Annotated in this window: 13 protein-coding genes; 4 read left to right on the forward strand and 9 right to left on the reverse strand. The window is 71.2% G+C overall.

The annotated features are described in order from the left end of the window. Positions 1 to 8: 8 nt before the first annotated feature. Positions 9 to 1121: a hypothetical protein gene (locus tag ACIBJB_RS11255; protein ID WP_398929008.1), complete on the reverse strand. Its 1113-nt coding sequence runs from the start codon at positions 1119 to 1121 to the stop codon at positions 9 to 11. A 340-nt stretch (positions 1122 to 1461) separates the two neighbouring features. Between ACIBJB_RS11255 and ACIBJB_RS11260 the strand changes: the two genes are divergently transcribed. Both ACIBJB_RS11260 and ACIBJB_RS11265 read left to right on the forward strand, forming a co-directional pair. Next, the gene (locus tag ACIBJB_RS11260) at positions 1462 to 1842 is read left to right on the forward strand and encodes a PadR family transcriptional regulator (RefSeq protein WP_398929830.1); all 381 of its coding nucleotides are present in this window, start codon (positions 1462 to 1464) and stop codon (positions 1840 to 1842) included. Further along, positions 1839 to 2843, forward strand: a complete 1005-nt coding sequence (locus tag ACIBJB_RS11265; protein WP_398929011.1) for a hypothetical protein — start codon at positions 1839 to 1841, stop codon at positions 2841 to 2843. Before ACIBJB_RS11260 ends, ACIBJB_RS11265 begins: the two co-directional genes overlap by 4 nt. On the opposite strand, the gene ACIBJB_RS11270 is transcribed toward ACIBJB_RS11265, so the two are convergent. From ACIBJB_RS11270 to ACIBJB_RS11280, 3 genes are all read right to left on the reverse strand, one after another. Beyond that, complete coding sequence (locus tag ACIBJB_RS11270; protein WP_398929013.1) at positions 2827 to 3318, reverse strand: lamin tail domain-containing protein; 492 nt, start codon at positions 3316 to 3318, stop codon at positions 2827 to 2829. The two genes, ACIBJB_RS11265 and ACIBJB_RS11270, sit on opposite strands and share 17 nt — an antisense overlap. 82 nt (positions 3319 to 3400) lie before the next feature. Next, a complete protein-coding gene (locus tag ACIBJB_RS11275; RefSeq protein ID WP_398929015.1) occupies positions 3401 to 4777 on the reverse strand; it encodes a glycoside hydrolase family 43 protein in 1377 nt (458 codons plus the stop codon). Between the two features lie 167 nt (positions 4778 to 4944). Then, positions 4945 to 6285 carry a jacalin-like lectin gene (locus ACIBJB_RS11280; protein WP_398929017.1) on the reverse strand — a complete coding sequence of 447 codons (1341 nt, stop codon included), beginning with the start codon at positions 6283 to 6285 and terminating at the stop codon, positions 4945 to 4947. A gap of 286 nt (positions 6286 to 6571) precedes the next feature. On the opposite strand from ACIBJB_RS11280, the gene ACIBJB_RS11285 reads away from it, so the two are divergent. Beyond that, entirely contained in the window at positions 6572 to 7480 is a 909-nt protein-coding gene (locus tag ACIBJB_RS11285; protein ID WP_398929019.1) for a peptidoglycan-binding protein, read from the forward strand. A gap of 20 nt (positions 7481 to 7500) precedes the next feature. On the opposite strand, the gene ACIBJB_RS11290 is transcribed toward ACIBJB_RS11285, so the two are convergent. Then, a complete protein-coding gene (locus tag ACIBJB_RS11290) occupies positions 7501 to 8874 on the reverse strand; it encodes an alpha/beta hydrolase family protein (RefSeq protein ID WP_398929832.1) in 1374 nt (457 codons plus the stop codon). A 156-nt stretch (positions 8875 to 9030) separates the two neighbouring features. On the opposite strand from ACIBJB_RS11290, the gene ACIBJB_RS11295 reads away from it, so the two are divergent. Then, positions 9031 to 10008, forward strand: coding sequence for an ABC transporter substrate-binding protein (locus ACIBJB_RS11295; protein WP_398929021.1), 978 nt, complete (start codon positions 9031 to 9033; stop codon positions 10006 to 10008). 190 nt (positions 10009 to 10198) lie between these two features. Here ACIBJB_RS11295 and ACIBJB_RS11300 read toward each other — a convergent pair whose 3' ends face one another. The 4 genes from ACIBJB_RS11300 to ACIBJB_RS11315 all read right to left on the reverse strand — a co-directional run. Further along, the gene (locus ACIBJB_RS11300; protein ID WP_398929023.1) at positions 10199 to 11356 is read right to left on the reverse strand and encodes an FAD-dependent oxidoreductase; all 1158 of its coding nucleotides are present in this window, start codon (positions 11354 to 11356) and stop codon (positions 10199 to 10201) included. A 95-nt stretch (positions 11357 to 11451) separates the two neighbouring features. Continuing rightward, positions 11452 to 12816 (reverse strand): FAD-dependent oxidoreductase, encoded by a 1365-nt coding sequence (locus ACIBJB_RS11305; protein WP_398929025.1) that lies wholly within the window; start codon positions 12814 to 12816, stop codon positions 11452 to 11454. 133 nt (positions 12817 to 12949) lie between these two features. Then, a complete protein-coding gene (locus tag ACIBJB_RS11310; protein WP_398929027.1) occupies positions 12950 to 15739 on the reverse strand; it encodes a SpoIIE family protein phosphatase in 2790 nt (929 codons plus the stop codon). 523 nt (positions 15740 to 16262) lie between these two features. Beyond that, positions 16263 to 17904 (reverse strand): SpoIIE family protein phosphatase (locus tag ACIBJB_RS11315; protein ID WP_398929029.1); only part of this gene is annotated, 1642 nt, incomplete at its 5' end.

A 17904-nucleotide genomic window follows, 5' to 3' on the forward strand; every position in this document is an offset into this window, starting at 1 on the left:
CTGCCTCTTCAGCTGATCTGCTGGTCCGACTCCTCGTCGCGGGCCGCGGGCTTCAAGGTGCCCTTCCAGCGCCCGAACGTCTTTGACAGCTGCTGCAACGGCGAGGTGGCCTCCGCATCCGCACGGGGCTCCGGTGCCGGGGCGTTCTCGCGGTAGATGGCCAGCGCCTCGTTCGCCCGCTCGGCGGCCTCCCGGTACAGGTCCCGGGACTTCGTCATGGCCTCCAGAGCGTCGGCGTACATCGTCACGAGCGCGCGCTCGCGTGCGAGTTGCTCCTGCAGCGTCAGCAACTGCCACTGCTCCCGCAGAGAGGTCACCGCCGCCCAGGCGTCGTCCGGCAGCGGCTTGGGCATCATGGCGTAGCGCGTCACGGTCGCGATGAGTTCGGTGGGCTCCGAGCCGTCGAGGAAGACGCTGCGGACGGAGAAGTCCTGGCCGTCGTAGCCGGGCGGCACCGGCGTCCCGGGCAGTACCACGGCACCGCCGCGCGGCACCTCCACGCCGAAGTCCTTCACGGCCCAGTTCAGGACCCGCAGCTGGTGCGGCTGCGCCCGGTGCTCGACCACGCGGTGGCGCAGACCGGGCGGGACCATGTCCGCCAGCGGGCGGCGGCCGCGCTGGCCGGTGGTCATGGCCTCGTGGACGACGACATGCACGGCCCAACTGCCCCGCACGGCCTGCCGGAGCAGCCGCCGTACGTCCTTGTCCTCCTCGGGCAGCACACTCAGGTCCCTCAGGCGCAGCCCCGTGGCGGCGTCACGGTCCCAGAAGACGTCCGCGCCGTCGGGCCAGAACATGGTCGCGGGCGACGGCCACCGCAGGTCCCACGGCTGCTCCGCCTCGGCCGCCAGCACCCACTCCTGTCCGCCGCTCGACACGGGGGCGAGCGAGAGCCGGGCCCGGACGGTCACCTCGTCGGCGACCCGCCAGCGGGCCTCGAAGATCCGGTCCCGGTCGTCCTCCGTCCCGGACGGCTCCTGGAAGTCGTCGAGGGCCGCGCTCTCCTTCAGTCGCTCCAGGTTCTGGCGCAGGACGTCGGCCGCGTCGGATCCGAGATGGCGGCCGCGGGCCAGCCAGACGGTGGAAGGTGCCGTGGGGTCTGCCTTGCGAGTGCTTGACATGGGTCCATCTGTGAGAAGGAGTGGTGCGTGCCAGTGCCAAGTATCGTCGCCGCCGACCCGTACGGACCAGGCGGGTCCGGCAGGCGGACACGTCGGGTGTGCGGTGCCCGCCAGCCCATGATCTGCCCCGCGCACACGGGGCGCACACGCTCCGCACAAGGCAGCCGCGCTTCACTCGTGCCCGGTTCGGGACCCCGCACGCCAAAATGACCTCCCGAACAGGGCCCGCCCACCATCCGCATTGGGGCGGGCCCTGTTCACCGTTCTCACTCGATCGCGCGTTTCGGCTCGCTGAATATATCGGGAGCCGATATATTCTTGTCCCATGGCATCGAGGAACATGACACAGGCGGCGTTCTTCGTTCTGACCGCCCTCGCCGATCAGCCGCGGCACGGCTACGGCATCCTGCGCGAGGTAGAGGAACTGTCCGAAGGGGCCGTGCAGATGCGCGTCGGCACCCTCTACGGCGTACTGGACCGGCTCACCGCCGACGAACTGATCGTGCTGGACCGCGAGGAGGTGCAGCAGGGCCGGCTCCGGCGCTACTACCGGCTCACCGACGAGGGCACCGCGGCCCTGGACGCCGAGGCCGAGCGGCTGGCCGCAGGAGCGAGCGCCGCGAAGAAGCGCATCGCGGAGGGGCGGCGCAGCCCCGGAAGCGCTCCTGGAACGACCGGCACGCCCGCCGCGGGCCACGGACTCGCCGGAGGTCTGGCATGACGACGCTGCTCGAAGCCCGCTACCGCGCCGTCCTGCGCCTGCTGCCCGCCTACTACCGGCGCGAGCGTGAGGAGGAGATGGTCGAGACCTACCTCTGGGACGTCGACCGGGAGACCCAGGACCAGAGCCGGCCCACCCTCGGCGAGGTGGCGAGCATCGTCGCGCTGGCCGTGCGCAGCAGGCTCGGCGCGGGCGGCGCGCCCCGCCGGTACGCCGTGCTCGGCTCGGCCGTCCGCCTCTTCGCGCTCTTCGCCGTCCTGCTGCAGGCGGCGTCCGCCGTGGTCGACCGGGTTCTGGGTCTGACCTGGGTGTCGACCCGCGGCGGCAGCCAATGGGACATGTTCACCGACGGATTCACCGGTCACGGCGTGTGGGCCGGCGCCGAAGCGGCCGCCCAGTGGTTCCTGCCGCTGCTGTGGACGGTCGCCTACTTCGCCCTCCTGCGTGACCGCCGCCGTCTCGCCCAGGTCTCCGCACTCGTGGCGGCCCTGCCGACGCTCATGCCGCTGGTCGATCTCTGGGCCCGCGACTTCGCTCCCTCGGACTCCGCCTATGTCGTCGCGGCCGCCGTGCTGGCCTGGTCGTCGGCGCTGGCACTGTGCGCGGCCCAGCACCGCGACGCGCCCCCGGCGGCTCTTCCCGCGGGCGTGCCCGGCCTGGTCTTCGCCGCCTGCTGTGTGCTGATGGGCGGCTCCGTGGTGGCACTGCCCGGCGGGGTCGACACCGTCTGGGCGCTCGTCACGTGCTACCTCGTGACGGCCCTCGCCTGGCTGCTGTACCGCGGGCGGGGCGAGCACCGCGTCCCCGCCGAAGAGGCCGCCGCCCTCGCGGCGCTGGGTCTGCTCCTCCTGGCGGTCAGGATCACCGCGGTCTACCCGTGGCTCGACGTCCTGCCCGGCGCGCTGCGCGTGGGTGTCCTGACCCAGGCGGCGGCCCTGGTCGCACTGACCGCCGCGCTGACCGTCGTGAGCGGACGCGACCTGCTCAGCCGTGGTACGTGATGTACCCGTTGCCGTCCCGGTCGTTGACGCTCTTGGTGTACGCGTGGGTGTCGGCGTGCGCACCCGACGGCTTGTACAGGTAGATCGTGTCCTTGTCGTTGTTCCACATGAAGTTGCAGTTGTCGCGGTACACGACGTTCTTCGCGTCCGAGTCGTCGCCGCGCCCGCCGCGGAGCTTGACGTAGTCGCCGGGCTGGAGGGAGTGACTGGCGGTGAAGGTGAACTTGTTGCCCGCCGCGTCCTTCACCACGTACCCCTTGAGGTTCACCGTCGCGGTCCGCGAGTAGTTCTTGATCGTCAGGTACTCCTCGTCGGTGTTGCCGGTGGCACAGCTGTTGGAGTCCCGGCCCGGGGCGTCGTACTGGACGCCCTTGATCTTCAGTGCCGACGAGTACTCGGCTGCGTGAGCCGGGACCGCGGTCAGCACGGTCAGCGCGCCTGCGGCCGCGACGACGGCTATGTGTCCTCTGCGCATGGAAAAGCCCCCCTGTGAAGGTCTCGTGAAGAAGACCTGGAGCGTATACAACGCGGAGCACCAAGGGGGCTTTTCGGTTGAATCAGTAACCGACTCGGAATGTGGCGTCCTGCTTCTCCGTGGTCGTGGACACCGGGTCGATACGCAGGACGTAGTTGGAGTGACGGATGTAGCGGGTCGGGTTGTTGTACGAGCGGAAGGACGCCCAGCTCGCGTCCGCGAGGCCCGCCGTGCGGTAGAAGGTCGCGTCACCGGCGAACGTCGACGTGCCGTCGTTGACGTCGAGGCGGAGGGCGTAGTTGTAGTGCCGCAGGTAGCGGTCGGGGTAGTTGACCGACCGGAAAGAGACTCCGGAGCTGTCTGCCAGGCCCGGGACGAGGGTCCACAGGGAGTCCTTGTACGGCTCGACCGGGTACTCGTCGATGCGGCCCGCGTAGTCGGAGTGACGGACGTAACGGGCCGGGTAGTTGTAGGACTTGAGCCGGTTCCAGGCCGGGGCGCCCCACTTGGTGAGCAGGTTGTTGTACTCGGCCGTGGTGATCGTCGCGATGCCGCAGTGCTTGGAGTTGACCGGCTGGGTGTAGGTCTTCTGATCGAGGGCGGTCCAGGTGCCGGTGGCGGGGCTGGTGGACTGCCAGGCGTAGAAGACGCCGTTGGGCGTGTAGGTGTCGCCCCAGAGCCACCAGGTGCCGGAGCTGAGGGACTTGACCACGGTGGGGGCCTCGGTGCCGCCGTGGGCCACACCCGCGCTGTACTCGGTGAAGCTGCCCGGGTTCAGGGTGGTGGACTTGGCGCTCACCAGGGTCTGGTTCTTCTTGAAGAAGAGGTAGTTGTAGCCGTTCACGCCCACGGCCATGTCGCCGTCGATGACGTCGTAGCCGGGGTCGAAGAAGACCTGCGGGGCCGAGGCGGTGACGAAGTCGCTGGTGTAGTTGACCATGATCACGTTGTGGCCGCTGGAGTTGACCGAGGAGTAGATTACCGCGTACTGGCCGCGCCCCGCGTCCCAGAACGCCTCCGGCGCCCAGCTGTGGGTCGTCATGTCGTGCAGCTTCAGGCGCCGGTAGCCGGTGAAGGTGCGCAGGTCGGCGGAGTCCCAGACGTGGATGTACTGGCTGTTGTAGCTCCAGTCGGTGCCCTTGAGGTCGGTGGCGAGCACGACGAACGTGCCGTCCTGCTTGCGCATGAGGAACGGGTCGCGCAGGCCCAGCGCGCCGGCGGTGGGGGTGACCAGGGGGTTGTTCTGGTTGAGCGGCGTCCAGTTCAGCCCGTCGGGGCTGACGGCCAGGTGCAGGCCGTAGTCGGTGCCGTCGCCGAGGTTGGTCGACTCGGTGAAGTACACCATCGCGTACGCCGAGTCGGCGGCCTGCGCGGTGCCCGCGCCGAGCGTCAGGGCGAGCGGCACGGCGGCCGTCATGCCCAGGAGGCCGCGGCGGGACAGGTGGGGGTTTGCGCTCATCGTGCTCTCCAAGGTGGCGTGCGGGGGCACCTCAATGACCGGTATTTCGAACGGAGTTCGGCAAATCGATCAGAAAGTAGGGCCTGGCCATGAGCGCGTCAATCGTCCTGTCACTCTTTTGTGATTCCTGTGCGCCCGGGGCGCGGGAGCGCCCCGGACGAGTGGGGTCAGCGCTGGGTGTAGATGAAGCCGACCTTGTCGACCTCGTCGCCGCCGCGGCCGTGGAACCCGGCGATCTGCCAGCCGGTCGGTGCGGTGCGGGTCACGCAGTCGGAGGTGGTGGTGCCGCCGGTCAGGGCGCGGCCGAGGTTGGTGGTGAACTTGGCGTAGAAGATCCGTGTGTGGCCGTCCTTCTCGGCCTGGCACAGGTTCGCCGTGGTCACGTACTCGCCGCTGCCCAGGGTCAGCGAGGACGCGGTGCCGCCGGTGCCGCCGTGGGTGAGGGTGGTGCCGTTGGCGAGAGTCAGGCTCAGCTGGTCGATGCGGGAGCCGGCCCGCAGGGCGACGGTGGTGGCGCGGGCGCCGGCGGGGACGCTGTTGATGTCGTTGTAGTAGTCGCCGTGCGGGCCGCCGTACTGGTCGCTGAGCTGGTAGGCGGCGTTGCGCGACCACGTGAAGCCGACGTTGATCGGGTCGTGGTCCGAGAGCATCAGGCCGGCGTCCGTGAGGAACTTGGCGTGCTCGTTGTTGTACGAGGTGGCGTTCAGCGAGACGAGTCTGCTGCTGCGGTAGAGGACTTTGTCGACGACCTCGCAGGTGTTGGGCACGGTCGGGCCCGTCTGGTCGCAGACCAGGGCGTCGCTGCCCTTGGCGGGCGGAGTGCCGCCGCGGACGAGCTTCACCCAGGGGTCGGTGAGGCCGTTGGCGGCGGCGAACTCGGCGATGGTGTCACCGGAGCGGGTGTAGCGGGTGTTGGTGTCGCCCATGACCACGACCGCGTTCCCTGCGGAGTGGGCCTGGATGAAGGCGGTCAGCTGGTTGAGGTTGTCGGCGCGGGAGGCGAGGTCGCCGTCGTTGGTGCCCGCGTTGGTGTGCAGGTTGTAGAAGTCGACGTAGACGCCCTCCGCGAGGCGCTCGCGCATGAAGGTGAAGCCCTTGGGGGTGAGGCAGTCGCCCGAGTCCACCTGACAGGAGTTCCAGCGCACCCGCTCGAAGTCGTCCCCGTCGTAGGGGAGTTTCGAGAGGGTGTTGAGGCCGCTGCCGATGCCGGCGCCGCCGCTGGTGGGGGTGCGGTAGGCGTGGTTCGTGTCGCCCGCGTAGAGGTAGGCGTGGTAGTTGAAGTCCTCCTCCACGTGGACGATGTCGTAGGGCGCTATGCGCTGACCGATCGCCGTGGTGCTCGACTCGCGGGGCGTCGACGCGCTGGAGATGGCCGAGGGCAGGCCGGCCACGTTGTAGCTGAGGACGCTGAAGCTGCCCGAGTCGGCGGCCGTGGCGGAGGGGGCGGCCGCGGTGAGTCCGCCGAGGACGGCGGTGGTCGCCGCCAGGGCGGCGAGGAGTCTGCGCATGGGGAGTGTCTCCTGACGGAGTGGCGCGGGTGAATGGGAGCGAGCGGGACAGAAGTTACCGCCGGTTATCCCATGTTGTCGCGGTCTCGCGTGCTCCTGTGACGCCAAGTCCCCTGCGCCTGACTGCCTGTTGATACCCCGCGCTCGCCACCGTTCATCTCTCCTTCACGCGCGATGGCTGAATCCCGGCCCTGCGGACGCCGTGGCTCCAGATCGATAAGAGTTGTGGAATTTCCGCGCGGCATATCTGTCTACGATATGAAGATCGTACGGAGAGGGAATGCGCGTGAGTGAACCACCAGTCCTCGTCTGCCCGGAGTGCGGGGCGCCCAGGGCGGCGGACGGCACTCCCTCCTGCACCTGCGCGCACCGCGCCTCCGAGGCCCACCTCGAGTCCCGTACGGCCGAGGCGGCGGCCGCGGAGGACTTCGACCCGGTGCGCATACGGCCCTTCGTGGAGGTCGGCGAGGAACCGGCGGACCCTGCCGTCGGCGAGCCAGAACCGCCGGGCGTGCCAGAGGACTTGACTGAAGTCGTCGAGGCCGGCACGGACGCGGAACAGGAGACTCTTCCACAGCCGCCCGTGGAGCCCCGGGCCGACGGCGGCCCGGACCGTCGGAGACGGCGGACGGTCATCGTCGCCGGGGCGGGAGCGGCCGCCGCCGTCCTGGTCACGGGTGGCTTCGTCGGCGGGTTCTTCACCTACGACGGCCCTTCACGGGACGGTTCGGTGGCCGGTGGCGTGCGCGCGGGTGTACCGGAGCCGCAGCCGTCGTCGAGCGGACCGTCCGTCACCGCCTCTTCTCCTACGGCCACCTCGGCACAGTCGTCCCGGCCGCCCTCCTCCTCGCCGAGCGCGGAGGCCGGCGACAGCGCGTCCCCGACGGGCACCGCCACCCCGACCGGGACGCCGTCGAGCGCGGCCGCCACCGTCACGGCGGCCCCGGGCCCGACGATGTCGAGCGGCCGGCCACCTGTCCTCAGCCTCGGCGACCAGGGGCCCGAGGTCGTCGAACTCCAGCTCCGCCTCCGGCAGGTCGGCATCTACGGCGGGGAAGCCGACGGCGACTTCGACCAGCAGGTCGAGAGTGCGGTGCGCAGCTACCAGGTCAGCCGCTTCGTCCTCCAGGACGAGTCCGGCGTCTACGGCAAGGCGACGCGCGCTGCACTCGAGTCCGAGACCTCGGAACCGTGACCGCCGAGGTCCGCTGAGTGCTATGTCCGGTCGTAGGGCCTGGGGTAATCGGCGGGGGAGTAGGGGACATAGCGGGCCGGTGATCCCGGATCGGCTTCGGTGGCGCGTGAGTTGAGTGCGGCCGGGTCGCTGCCTGCCCAGTGGCCGGTCGCGATCCGGTCCTCCAGGGTGTGCAGGGCGGCGATCTGCTCGCCGGGGCTGAAGGTGCAGTGGCCCGCGTTGTCGACATAGCGCTGTCGCAGCAGGGGTGCCGAGCCCGCGGCCGTGGCGGCCCGACGGTAGGCGCTCTCGGACTGCACCGGGATCAGCGCGTCGCCGGTGGTGTGGATGTTCAGTTGGGGTTTGGTGAGGCGGCCGGTGAAGGTGCTCGTCCGGCTCATCCAGCCGACTGCCTTCGTGTCGGCGCGGGTGCGCGGGGCCTTGTCGAGAGTGTTGAGGTCGGACTTCAGGGAGAGTCCTGCCTTCGCGTACAACTCCTTGACCTCTTTGCGGTAGGGGGAGTCGCGGAGCATCGCGTGGTAGTCGACCCCGGTGTTCCACGACATGTTGCCGCCCGCCCGGGACTCGGCCTCCTGGCGCCAGACGAAGGCGGGGAACTTCACCAGCCCGACGACGGCCTGGTACTGGCCGGACTGCTGGGCGTCCCAGTCGGTGGGCTCGGGCCGGGGCTGTGAGGGGTCGTTCCAGCCGGGGATGTTGTGCAGGGCCGCGGCGAGCGCGATACGGGCCCGGCCGTCGGCGGTCTGCTGCGCCTCGGTGAGGACGGCGGCCATGGCGTCGGACGCCTGGGTCGCGGCGGCCGGGCTCGGCAGTCCGGTCAGCCGGATCCCCGAGCCGGGTGCGAGGAGCGTCTTCAGTGCGAAGACCGGGTCCAGCGTGCTGTTCCAGTTGGCGACGCCGCCCTGGACGAGGCCGCACATCGACAGCGAACCGGCGAGACGGTTCGCGTGGCGCTCCGCGAGGGCGGTCGTGACGAGACCGCCGTAGGACGTGCCCCAGGCGATGGTGCGCCCGGCGCGTCCGAAGCGGGCGGTAAAGGCGTCGAGGGTGGCGAGTTGGTCGGGCACGGCCTCGGTCACCGCCCAGCCGGTGGTGGCGTACGAGGACCCGATGAGCGCGTAACCCTGGGTCAGCAGCAACGCCTTCGTGGTGTCGTCGGGCGCGTTGCGTGCCGGGTTGGGGACGCCGGGCGGTGTGTAGCCGTGGCTGTAGAGGAGGACCGTGCCGTTCCAGCCGGCCGGCACATCCATGAGGTAGGTCGCGCCGGACGGCAGCCGGCCCTCGACATGGACGTCCTCGGCGGCGTGGGCGGCCGGGGCGAGGGGAGCGGCGATCAGCAGTGCCGCGACGGTGACGAGCGTACGGGTGCGGATGCGGGTGCGGATGCGGTGCATCACGAGACATGGGCTCCTTGGGGGCCGTCCGCATTTTGCTGCGGTCGGGGGGACTGACACCGGCGAAAGTAGGCGTGTACATTGCGGGCGTCAATGATGTGCACAACATCAGTGGACGGGTCGTGAGGCGCTCCGACGCCTCGTCAGGAGGGCCCCATGCAAAGGCGTGTGCTCGGACTTGCCGTTGCGGTGGTGACCCTCGCGGGTGCCGCCGGATGCGGATCGTCGGACTCCGGGAGCGGCGGCACGTCGTCCGCGGGCGGAGCGAAGAAGACCCAGGTCACGGTCGGTGTCATCCCCATCGTCGACGTGGCGCCGCTCTATCTCGGGCAGAAGAAGGGGTTCTTCGCCAGTCGCGGGATCGAGCTGAAGATGGTGACCGCGCAGGGCGGCGCGGCGATCATTCCCGGAGTGGTGAGCGGCCAGTTCCAGTTCGGTTTCAGCAACACCACGTCCCTGATGCTCGCGCAGACCAAGGGCGTTCCCGTGAAGTCCGTGGTCAACGGGGCTGCTTCCAACGGCAAGGTGGGGGCCGACGTCACCGGTGTCCTGGTGAAGAAGGACAGTCCGGTGAAGTCCGCCAAGGACCTGGCCGGACGCTCGGTCGCCGTGAACACCCTCCAGAACATCGGGGACACCACGGTCCGCGAGTCGGTGCGCGAGGACGGCGGCGACCCGGCGAAGGTGAAGTTCGTCGAGATCCCCTTCGACCAGATGCCGGCCGCGCTGGACGGCGGTCGGGTGGACGCCGCGTGGATGGGCGAGCCGGCCCAGACGATCGCCAAGGCGCAAGGCGCCCGGGTCATCGCCTCGCCCTTCGCCGAGACCGATCCGAAGCTCACGGTCGCGACCTGGTTCACCTCGACGAAGATCGCGCAGCAGGACCCCGACCTGGTGAAGAAGTTCACCGAGGCCATGACGGAGTCGCTGAAGTACGCCACCGGTCACCCGGACGAGGCCCGGCAGATCCTCACCGTCTACACCAAGATCAGCGGCGACGTGCTGACCAAGCTCATCCTCCCGAGCTGGCCGCCCCAGGTGGACACGGCCTCGCTGGAGAAGCTCGCCGCCCTCGGCGAGGAGGACGGCATCTTCGGCGGCAAGAAGCCGGACGTCCAGGCGCTGTTCTCCTGAGGAGGGTCAGGCCTTGGGGCGCCGCCCGCTGCGCCGCGGTGCGGGCTCGGAGCTGCGCAGCACGGAGTGCTCCAGGTGCTGGTGCACGACAGACGCGGCCCGGGAGATGCTCGCCACGGCCGCCGTCCGCTCCCGGCGGATCGGGAAGCCACCCAGCTTCCCGGTGGCGGGCGTCGCCCCCTGACCATCCCTAGCCCTTCTCCCCTTGCCGCTCGGCCCAGAGGTCTCCGCCCCACTCCAGGAGCCGGACGAGGTCCTCGTCGGAGGGGCGGGCGGCGGGCGAGGGGGTGTGGGTGCCCCGGGAGATGTTGCCGCTGACGATGATGTTGTGCTCCACGCGCGGACGGCGGAGCGTCTCGTAGAGGGCGAGCGCGGCATCCGTGTCCGGCGCGTCCCGCAGGGACTTGGCGAGGACCACGGCGTCCTCCAGGGCCATCGAGGCGCCCTGGCCGGTCGCGGGTGAGGCCGCGTGGGCGGCGTCGCCGATGAGCAGGGTCCGCCCGGAGCGCCACGGGGTGCCGGTGGGGATCTCGGTGGCATGGGTGACCATGAGGTCGTCGCCGGTGGCCGCGACGAGGTCGGCGGCCGGGGTGGTGTCCTTGCGCAGCAGCGGCAGCAGCAGGTCGCGCCAGTGTGCGGGCGTGCCCTGCGCCAACTCCTCGGCGGGCAACGGGTCTCCGGTCACCCGGGCGAACCAGTACGTCTCCCCGTCGGGCGACGTCGCGAAGCCGAAGGCGGCCCCGCTGCCGCGGACCATGGTGATGCACGCGTCCGGGCCGGGAGGAAGCGCGGCGCGTGTGTAGCCGTAGAAGACGTACTGGCCGGCGTAGAACGGCTGCGTCCCGGGCGAGATCGACTGCCGTACGGCGGAGTTCAGGCCGTCGGCGCCGATCAGCAGGTCGCCGGTCGCGGCGGTGCCGTCGGCGAAGTGCGCGGTAACGCCGTCGGGGCCGTCCTCGACAGAGGCGAGCCGTGCGCCGTGCCGGACGGTGATGCCCCGGCGTGCGGCCTCGGCCTGGAGCGCGGTGTTGAGGTCGCCGCGGCGCAGGCACCGGTAGTGGAGGAGCGGGTCGGAGGTCTCGCCCATGGGGGCGTGCGCCGCCTCGGTGCCTGTGTCGTCCATGACCCGCAGCGAGGTCAGCGGGAAGCCGACCGCCGTCACCGCCGCGGAGGCGTCCAACTGGGCCAGGGCGCGCATGCCGTTGCTGGCCAGGGTGAGGAACGCGCCGATGTCCTCGGCCGAGTCCGGATGTGCCTCGTGCACGGCGGCCTCGAAGCCCGCCTTGTGCAGCGCCAGAGCCGCCGCCGTACCGGCGATGCCACCGCCGATGACCAGTACGCGTGCCACACCCGCCCCGTTCGTCCCGCGTTCGCCCGCACGGTCGTACGGACACGGAAGGAACGACCGGACGGCGGCGGGGGTTCCGCCGCCGTCCGGCCCGGTCAGGCGCCGCTCTCCCGCAGCATGTCCTCGCGCTCGACGAGCTTCACGCGCGCGCGGCCCTGCGGCTCGCCCAGCGCCTTCTCGGCGGCGTCCAGCTTGTACCAGCCCTCCCAGGTGGTGAAGCGGACGCCACGCTCGCCGAGAAACACGTCCACGGCCTCCGGCTCGGGCGAACCCGGGGTCTGCAGACGCTCGTTCGCGAAGTCGTCCAGGAGGTTCGAGACCGTCTCGTTGGCGTCGCCCTTGGTGTGGCCGATCAGGCCCACCGGGCCGCGCCGGATCCAGCCGGTGACGTACGTCGACTGCAGGTGCTCGCCGCTCTCCTGCATGACCCGGCCGCCCTCGTCCGGGACCGTGCCCGAGTCGATGTCCCAGGGCAGCTTGGGCAGCTTGTCGGAGAGGTAGCCGACCGCGCGGTAGACCGCGGTGACGTCCCAGTCCTTGAACTCGCCGGTGCCCTTGACGTTGCCGGTGCCGTCCAGGGCGGTGCGCTCGGTGCGCAGACCGACGACCTTGCCGTCCGCACCGAGGATCTCGGTGGGCGACTCGAAGAAGTGCAGGAACAGTTTGTGCGGACGGTCGCCGACATCGCGGATCGCCCAGTTCTCCAGCGTCTTGGCGACCATGTCGGCCTGCTTGTTGCCGCGCCGGGTCTCGATCGAGCCCTCGTCGTAGTCGATGTCCTCGGGGTCGACGATGACCTCGATGTTGGGGGAGTGGTCCAGCTCGCGCAGCTCCATCGGGGAGAACTTCGCCTGCGCCGGGCCGCGGCGGCCGAAGACGTGGACCTCCAGCGCCTTGTTGGCCTTGAGGCCCTCGTGGACGTTCGGCGGGATCTCCGTGGGCAGGAGTTCGTCGGCCGTCTTGGCCAGGACGCGTGCCACGTCGAGCGCGACGTTGCCGACGCCGAGGACGGCGACCTTCTCGGCCTCCAGCGGCCAGGTGCGCGGCACGTCCGGGTGGCCGTCGTACCAGGAGACGAAGTCGGCGGCGCCGTACGAGCCGTCGAGCTCGATGCCCGGTATGCGCAGCTCGCGGTCGGCGGTCGCGCCCGTGGAGAAGATCACGGCGTCGTAGAACGCGCGCAGGTCGTCCAGGTTGATGTCGGTCGGGTAGTCGACGTTGCCGAAGAGACGGATCTGCGGCTTGTCGAGCACCTGGTGGAGGGCCGTGATGATGCCCTTGATCCGGGGGTGGTCCGGAGCCACGCCGTAACGGATCAGTCCGAACGGGGCCGGCATCCGCTCGAAGAGGTCGATGGAGACACCGGGTTCGGTGGCCACATCGGACTTGAGCAGCGCGTCGGCGGCGTAGATCCCGGCGGGGCCGGCTCCGACGATGGCTACCCGCAGGGGGCGGGGCATGATCAGGTTCCCTTCGAGCGGTGACAGATCAACTCGAGGGAAGCCTAAGCTAAGGCAAGCCTAAGTCGGTACGCGGGTCCGGTCTATGGGGTCATAAGATCACCTTATGAGTGGCGAAGGCGCCCGAACCGGGTCAGGGCAGCGGCTGTTCGGCCCAGATGACCTTGCCCAGCGGGGTGTACCGGGTGCCCCAGCGGTCGCTGAGCTGGGCGACGAGGAACAGGCCGCGGCCGCCCTCGTCGGTCATCGCCGCGTACCGCAGATGCGGTGAGGTGCTGCTGCTGTCGAAGACCTCGCAGATCAGGGTGCGGTCGTACAGCATGCGCACCTGGATGGGGTCGCCGCCGTAGCGGATGGCGTTGGTGACGAGCTCGCTCAGGATCAGCTCCGACGTGAACGCGAGCTCGTCCAGGTCCCAGCGGGCGAGCTGCCGGGACACCGCCGCCCGGACGTCCGAGACGGCCGCCGGGTCGGCCGGGACCTGCCACTCGGCGATCCGGTCGGCGGCGAGCGCCTGGGTGCGGGCCACGATCAGCGCTATGTCGTCGGTGGCGCGGGCCGGCGGCCGTGCGTCCAGTACGGCCCGGCAGGTGTCCTCGGGCGAGGGTCCCGCCTGCTCCAGGGCCGTGCGGAGCAGCTCCAGGCCCACGTCGATGTCGCGCTCGCGGTCCTCCACCAGCCCGTCCGTGTAGAGCACCAGACGGCTGCCCTCGGCGAGTTCCAGGTCGGCCGTCTCGAACGGCAGGCCGCCGAGACCGAGCGGGGGACCGGCGGGGACGTCGGGGTACTCGACGCTGCCGTCGGGGTGGATGAGGGCGGGCGGCGGATGGCCGGCCCGGGCGATCGTGCACAGCCGGGACACCGGGTCGTAGACGGCGTACAGGCAGGTGGCGCCGGTGACGGGGGAGTTGCCGCTCTCCTCCGCCTCGTCCTGGTCGATCCGGGCGACCAACTCGTCGAGCAGCGCGAGCAGTTCGTCGGGCGGCAGATCGAGCGCGGAGAAGTTGTGCACCGCCGTGCGCAGCCGCCCCATCGTGGCCGCGGCGTGCAGCCCGTGGCCCACGACATCGCCGACCACGAGCGCGACCCGCGCACCGGACAGCGGCAGTACGTCGAACCAGTCGCCGCCCACCCCGGCCTGCGCGGGCAGGTACTTGTAGGCGATGTCCAGGGCGTCCTGCTCGGGCAGCCGGCGCGGCAGCAGACTGCGCTGGAGCGTCACCGCCATGGTGTGCTCGCGGGTGTAGCGGCGGGCGTTGTCGATGGAGACCGCGGCCCGGGTGACGAGCTCCTCGGCGAGGGCGACCTCTTCGGTGTCGAAGGGCTGGGGTTTGTCCGAGCGCCAGAAACTGACGGTGCCCAGGACGAGATCGCCGACCCGCAGGGGGACGGCGATCAGCGAGTGGATGCCGTACTCGACGACCTGGGCGGAGCGCTCCAGGTCCTGCGCGCGCCACCCGGTGGCCTCGGCGAGACGCCCCTCCAGGACGGCCCGGCCGCTGCTGATGCCGCGGGACTGGGGAGCGGAGTCGACCAGGGGGATCCGCTCACCGACCTTGTACAGCGGGGCGTCCCCGCGGATCCCGCTGAGCGCGGTGCGGCGCAGGGTGGTCGCCGCCTCCGGCTGGCCGCCGCTGAGCACCGCGTCGAACAGGTCGACGGTGGCGAAGTCCGCGAACCGCGGCACGGAGAGCTCGGCCAGTTCCTCGGCGGTGCGGGTGACGTCCAGGCTCGTCCCGATGCCCACCGTGGCGTCGTACAGCATGTCGAGGCGCTCGCGGGCCGCCTCGGCGCGCCCGGACAGGGCGCGCAGCTCGGTCGAGTCGCGCAGGGTGGCGACGCTGCCCGGTGGGCCGCCCTGGATGTCGGTGGGCCGCTGGTTGACCGCGAGGAGCCGGTCCTTGACCCGGTGCACCTCGTCGGTGGCGACCCGCCCGGAGGCCAGCAGCCCGGCGGTGTCGGCGGGGAGGGCGAGGTCCAGGACGTGCCGGCCTTCCGCGTCGGCGGGCAGGTCGAGCAGCCGGTGGGCCTCGTCGTTGGCGAGCAGCAGCCGACCCTCGCCGCCGACGATGAGGACACCCTCCCGTACGGCGTGCAGGACCGCGTCGTGGTGTTCGTACATGCGGGTCATCTCGTGCGGACCCAGACCGTGCGTCTGGCGCAGCAGCCGTCTGCTGACCAGCGCGGTGCCGCCGGTGGCGAGGGCGAGTCCCACGGCGGCGGCCATCAGGAGCAGCGGCAGCTGCTGGTTCGCGGTGCCGCCCACCTTCGCCGTGGTGATGCCGGCCGACACCAGGCCGACGACCTTCCCGTCGTCCTTGACGGGGACGACGGCCTGCACGAGCGGTCCGATGGTTCCCGTGATGTCCTCGGTCACGACGTCCCCGGCCAGTGCGGGGGCGATGTTCCCGACGAACTTCTTCCCGATGCGGTCCGGCTTGGGGTGCGTGTAGCGGATGCCGTCGGTGTTCATGACGACGATGAAGTCCACGTCGGTCGCCCGGCGGGCCGCCTCGGCGCGCGGCTGGAGCACCGCCGACGGGTCGGGGGAGCTGAGCGCCTCCACGGTGCCCGGAGCATTGGCGAAGGCCTCGGCCACGGCTACGGAACGGTTGCGGGCCTCGATGGTGCTGTCGTGCCGCACCTGGAGCACCAGCGCCACCACCGCGGCCACGACCAGCAGCAGGACGATCACGACCTGCAGGACGAACACCTGTCCGGCCACACTGCGTCCGCCGACCGCCGCCCGCAGGGCTCCCGGCCGCCGCCGTGACCGAGCCCCGTCACGCTCCACCCGCGTGGGCGAACTGCCCCTCAGCGGGCCCTCGTGCTGGTCGTGAGCGGCGTCGGATGTCTGGGACGGGCGGGGGCCGCCGGGGCGACGGGCCGGCCCGCCCCCGGAACGGCCCGGGAGTCGGACCATGTGCCCATGTCTACACTGCCGCGCCCCAGGAGGCGAGGGGCGTCACACGGTGTGACAGAACAGCCACAGGTCCTTTTCAGCGCGGTCCGGGTGGGGGTGCTGGGCGCGGGGTGGCGAGCAGTGGGGCGATGTCGTCCGTGGGGTCTGGGGGGTGCCGGGCGGTCGCTGCTGTCGTGCCCTGGGAGGCGGGGGCGTCACGTGGTGCGACGGGACAGCGACGGACTCTTCTTGGTGCGGCGCGGGTGGGGTGCCGTGCGGCGGGTGGCGAGCAGGAGTGTGATGTCGTCTGGGGGGGTGCCGGGCGGTCGCTGCTGTCGTGCCCTGGGAGGCGGGGGCGTCACGTGGTGTGACGGGACAGCGACGGACTCTTCTTAGTACGGCGCGGGTGGGATGCCGTGTGGCGGGTGGCGAGCAGTAGGGCGATGTCGTCCGGGGGGTCCGGGGCGTGCCGGGGGGTCGCCGCTGCCGGGCCCCAGGAGGCGAGGGGCGTCACACGCTGTGACAGAGCAGCCGCATGCCCTTCTCAGTGCGGCCCGGGCGGGGGTGGCGTGCGCCGGGTGGCGAGCAGTAGGGCGATGTCGTCCGGGCGGTCCAGGGTGTGCCGGGCTGTCGCCGTGAGGCGGTCCGCGACGCCTGCCAGGGATCGCCCGCCCGGCCGGGCCGCCGGAGCGCCGGCCTTCGCGAGGGCCACCCGCAAGGCGGTGATCCCCTCGTCGATGTCGCTGCCGGGCCGTTCCACCAGCCCGTCCGTGTAGAGCGCCAGGATCGCGCCGGGTTCCATCTGGAGCTCGGTCACCGGATAGCGGGCCCCCGGGTCGACGCCGAGGACGACGCCGCCGGGCAGGTCCAGGACCCGGGTGCGGCCGTCGGGGCTGCGCAGCAGGGGTGGCGGATGGCCGGCGCGGGCAGCCCTGGCCACCCCGGTGGCGGGGTCGAGACGGATGTAGCAGCAGCTGGCGAACAGGCCGGGATCGAGGTCGGTGAGGAGATGGTTGGTGCTGCTCATGACCTCGTCCGGCGGCCGGTCGCCGAGCGCGAACGCCCTGACCGCGCTGCGCAGCTGGCCCATGGTGGCCGCCGCCTGCACGCCGTGCCCCTGGACGTCCCCGATGACGAGGGCCAGGCCGTCACCGGACTCGACGACGTCGTACCAGTCCCCGCCGACCTCCATCCCCGCGGTGCCCGGCAGATAGCGCCCGGTGGTCTCCAGCTGCGGGTGTGCCGCGAGGCGTCGGGGGAGGAGCGCCTGCTGCAGGCCCCGGGCGAGCGCGGTCTCCGACTCGTAGCGCTGTGCCTTCTCCAAGGCGTGGGCGATGAGTCCGGCCAGCGCGGTGAGCACCGTGCGCTCCTCGGTGCTGAAGCTGCGCGGCCGGTCGAAGCCGAGGATGCAGGAGCCGACCGCCCGCCCGGAGGCGATCAGCGGCAGGAAGGCCCGGGCGCCCTCGGCCGCGTCCAGGGCGATACCGGGGTACGCGGCCGTCAGCTGCTCCATCGAGTCGAAGAACAGCGGACGACCGGTGGTGAGGGTCTCCACGCCGGGCAGGTGGGTGCCCAGGTCCACTCCGTCGAAGGGCGCGAGGAAACCCTTGGGGAAGCCGGTCTCCCATTCCAGGTAGAGGTGCCGTTCCTGGAGGAGGTAGATCGCGAGCCGACGGCCCCCGAAGGCGGGCAGCAGCTCCCGCATCACGACGGCGGACACCTGCCGGGCGGTGACCGCCTCGGTCAGGGCGATGGCCAGCGCGATCGGACGGTACAGGGGCGCGAGCGGGCTCCTGCCCGTCTCGGACAACTCGGCGGTCTCCTGTCCCTCGGGACTGTCCTTCACCCGGCTCGCGGGCCTGACCGTGCAGGTCAGCCGGTCCGGACCGGGATGCACGGACAGCGCGAGCCAGTTTCCTTCATACGGCTGCTGGGCGGACTCGGCGTCCTGGGCCGACGGTGGTGGCCTGGTGTCCTGGGCGGACGGTGGTGATCCGGCGTCCTGGCCCGACGGCGGTGACTCGGCGTCCGGAGCGGATCGCGGTGGCCCAGGGTCCGGGGCGGACAGTGGTGGCCCGGGGTTCGGAGCGGACGGTGGTGGCCTGGTGTCCTGGGCGGACGGTGGTGATCCGGCGTCCTGGCCCGACGGCGGTGACTCGGCGTCCGGAGCGGATCGCGGTGGCCCA

It is taken from the genome of Streptomyces sp. NPDC050759 (genome assembly GCF_044456945.1).
Classification (GTDB): domain Bacteria; phylum Actinomycetota; class Actinomycetes; order Streptomycetales; family Streptomycetaceae; genus Streptomyces.

Coding starts and splice junctions, on each gene's coding strand:
- ACIBJB_RS11255 (WP_398929008.1), bottom strand. CDS start 1,121: ATGTCAAGCACTCGCAAGGCAGACCCCACGGCACCTTCCACCGTCTGG.
- ACIBJB_RS11260 (WP_398929830.1), top strand. CDS start 1,462: ATGACACAGGCGGCGTTCTTCGTTCTGACCGCCCTCGCCGATCAGCCG.
- ACIBJB_RS11265 (WP_398929011.1), top strand. CDS start 1,839: ATGACGACGCTGCTCGAAGCCCGCTACCGCGCCGTCCTGCGCCTGCTG.
- ACIBJB_RS11270 (WP_398929013.1), bottom strand. CDS start 3,318: ATGCGCAGAGGACACATAGCCGTCGTCGCGGCCGCAGGCGCGCTGACC.
- ACIBJB_RS11275 (WP_398929015.1), bottom strand. CDS start 4,777: ATGAGCGCAAACCCCCACCTGTCCCGCCGCGGCCTCCTGGGCATGACG.
- ACIBJB_RS11280 (WP_398929017.1), bottom strand. CDS start 6,285: ATGCGCAGACTCCTCGCCGCCCTGGCGGCGACCACCGCCGTCCTCGGC.
- ACIBJB_RS11290 (WP_398929832.1), bottom strand. CDS start 8,874: ATGCACCGCATCCGCACCCGCATCCGCACCCGTACGCTCGTCACCGTC.
- ACIBJB_RS11295 (WP_398929021.1), top strand. CDS start 9,031: ATGCAAAGGCGTGTGCTCGGACTTGCCGTTGCGGTGGTGACCCTCGCG.
- ACIBJB_RS11305 (WP_398929025.1), bottom strand. CDS start 12,816: ATGCCCCGCCCCCTGCGGGTAGCCATCGTCGGAGCCGGCCCCGCCGGG.
- ACIBJB_RS11310 (WP_398929027.1), bottom strand. CDS start 15,739: ATGGTCCGACTCCCGGGCCGTTCCGGGGGCGGGCCGGCCCGTCGCCCC.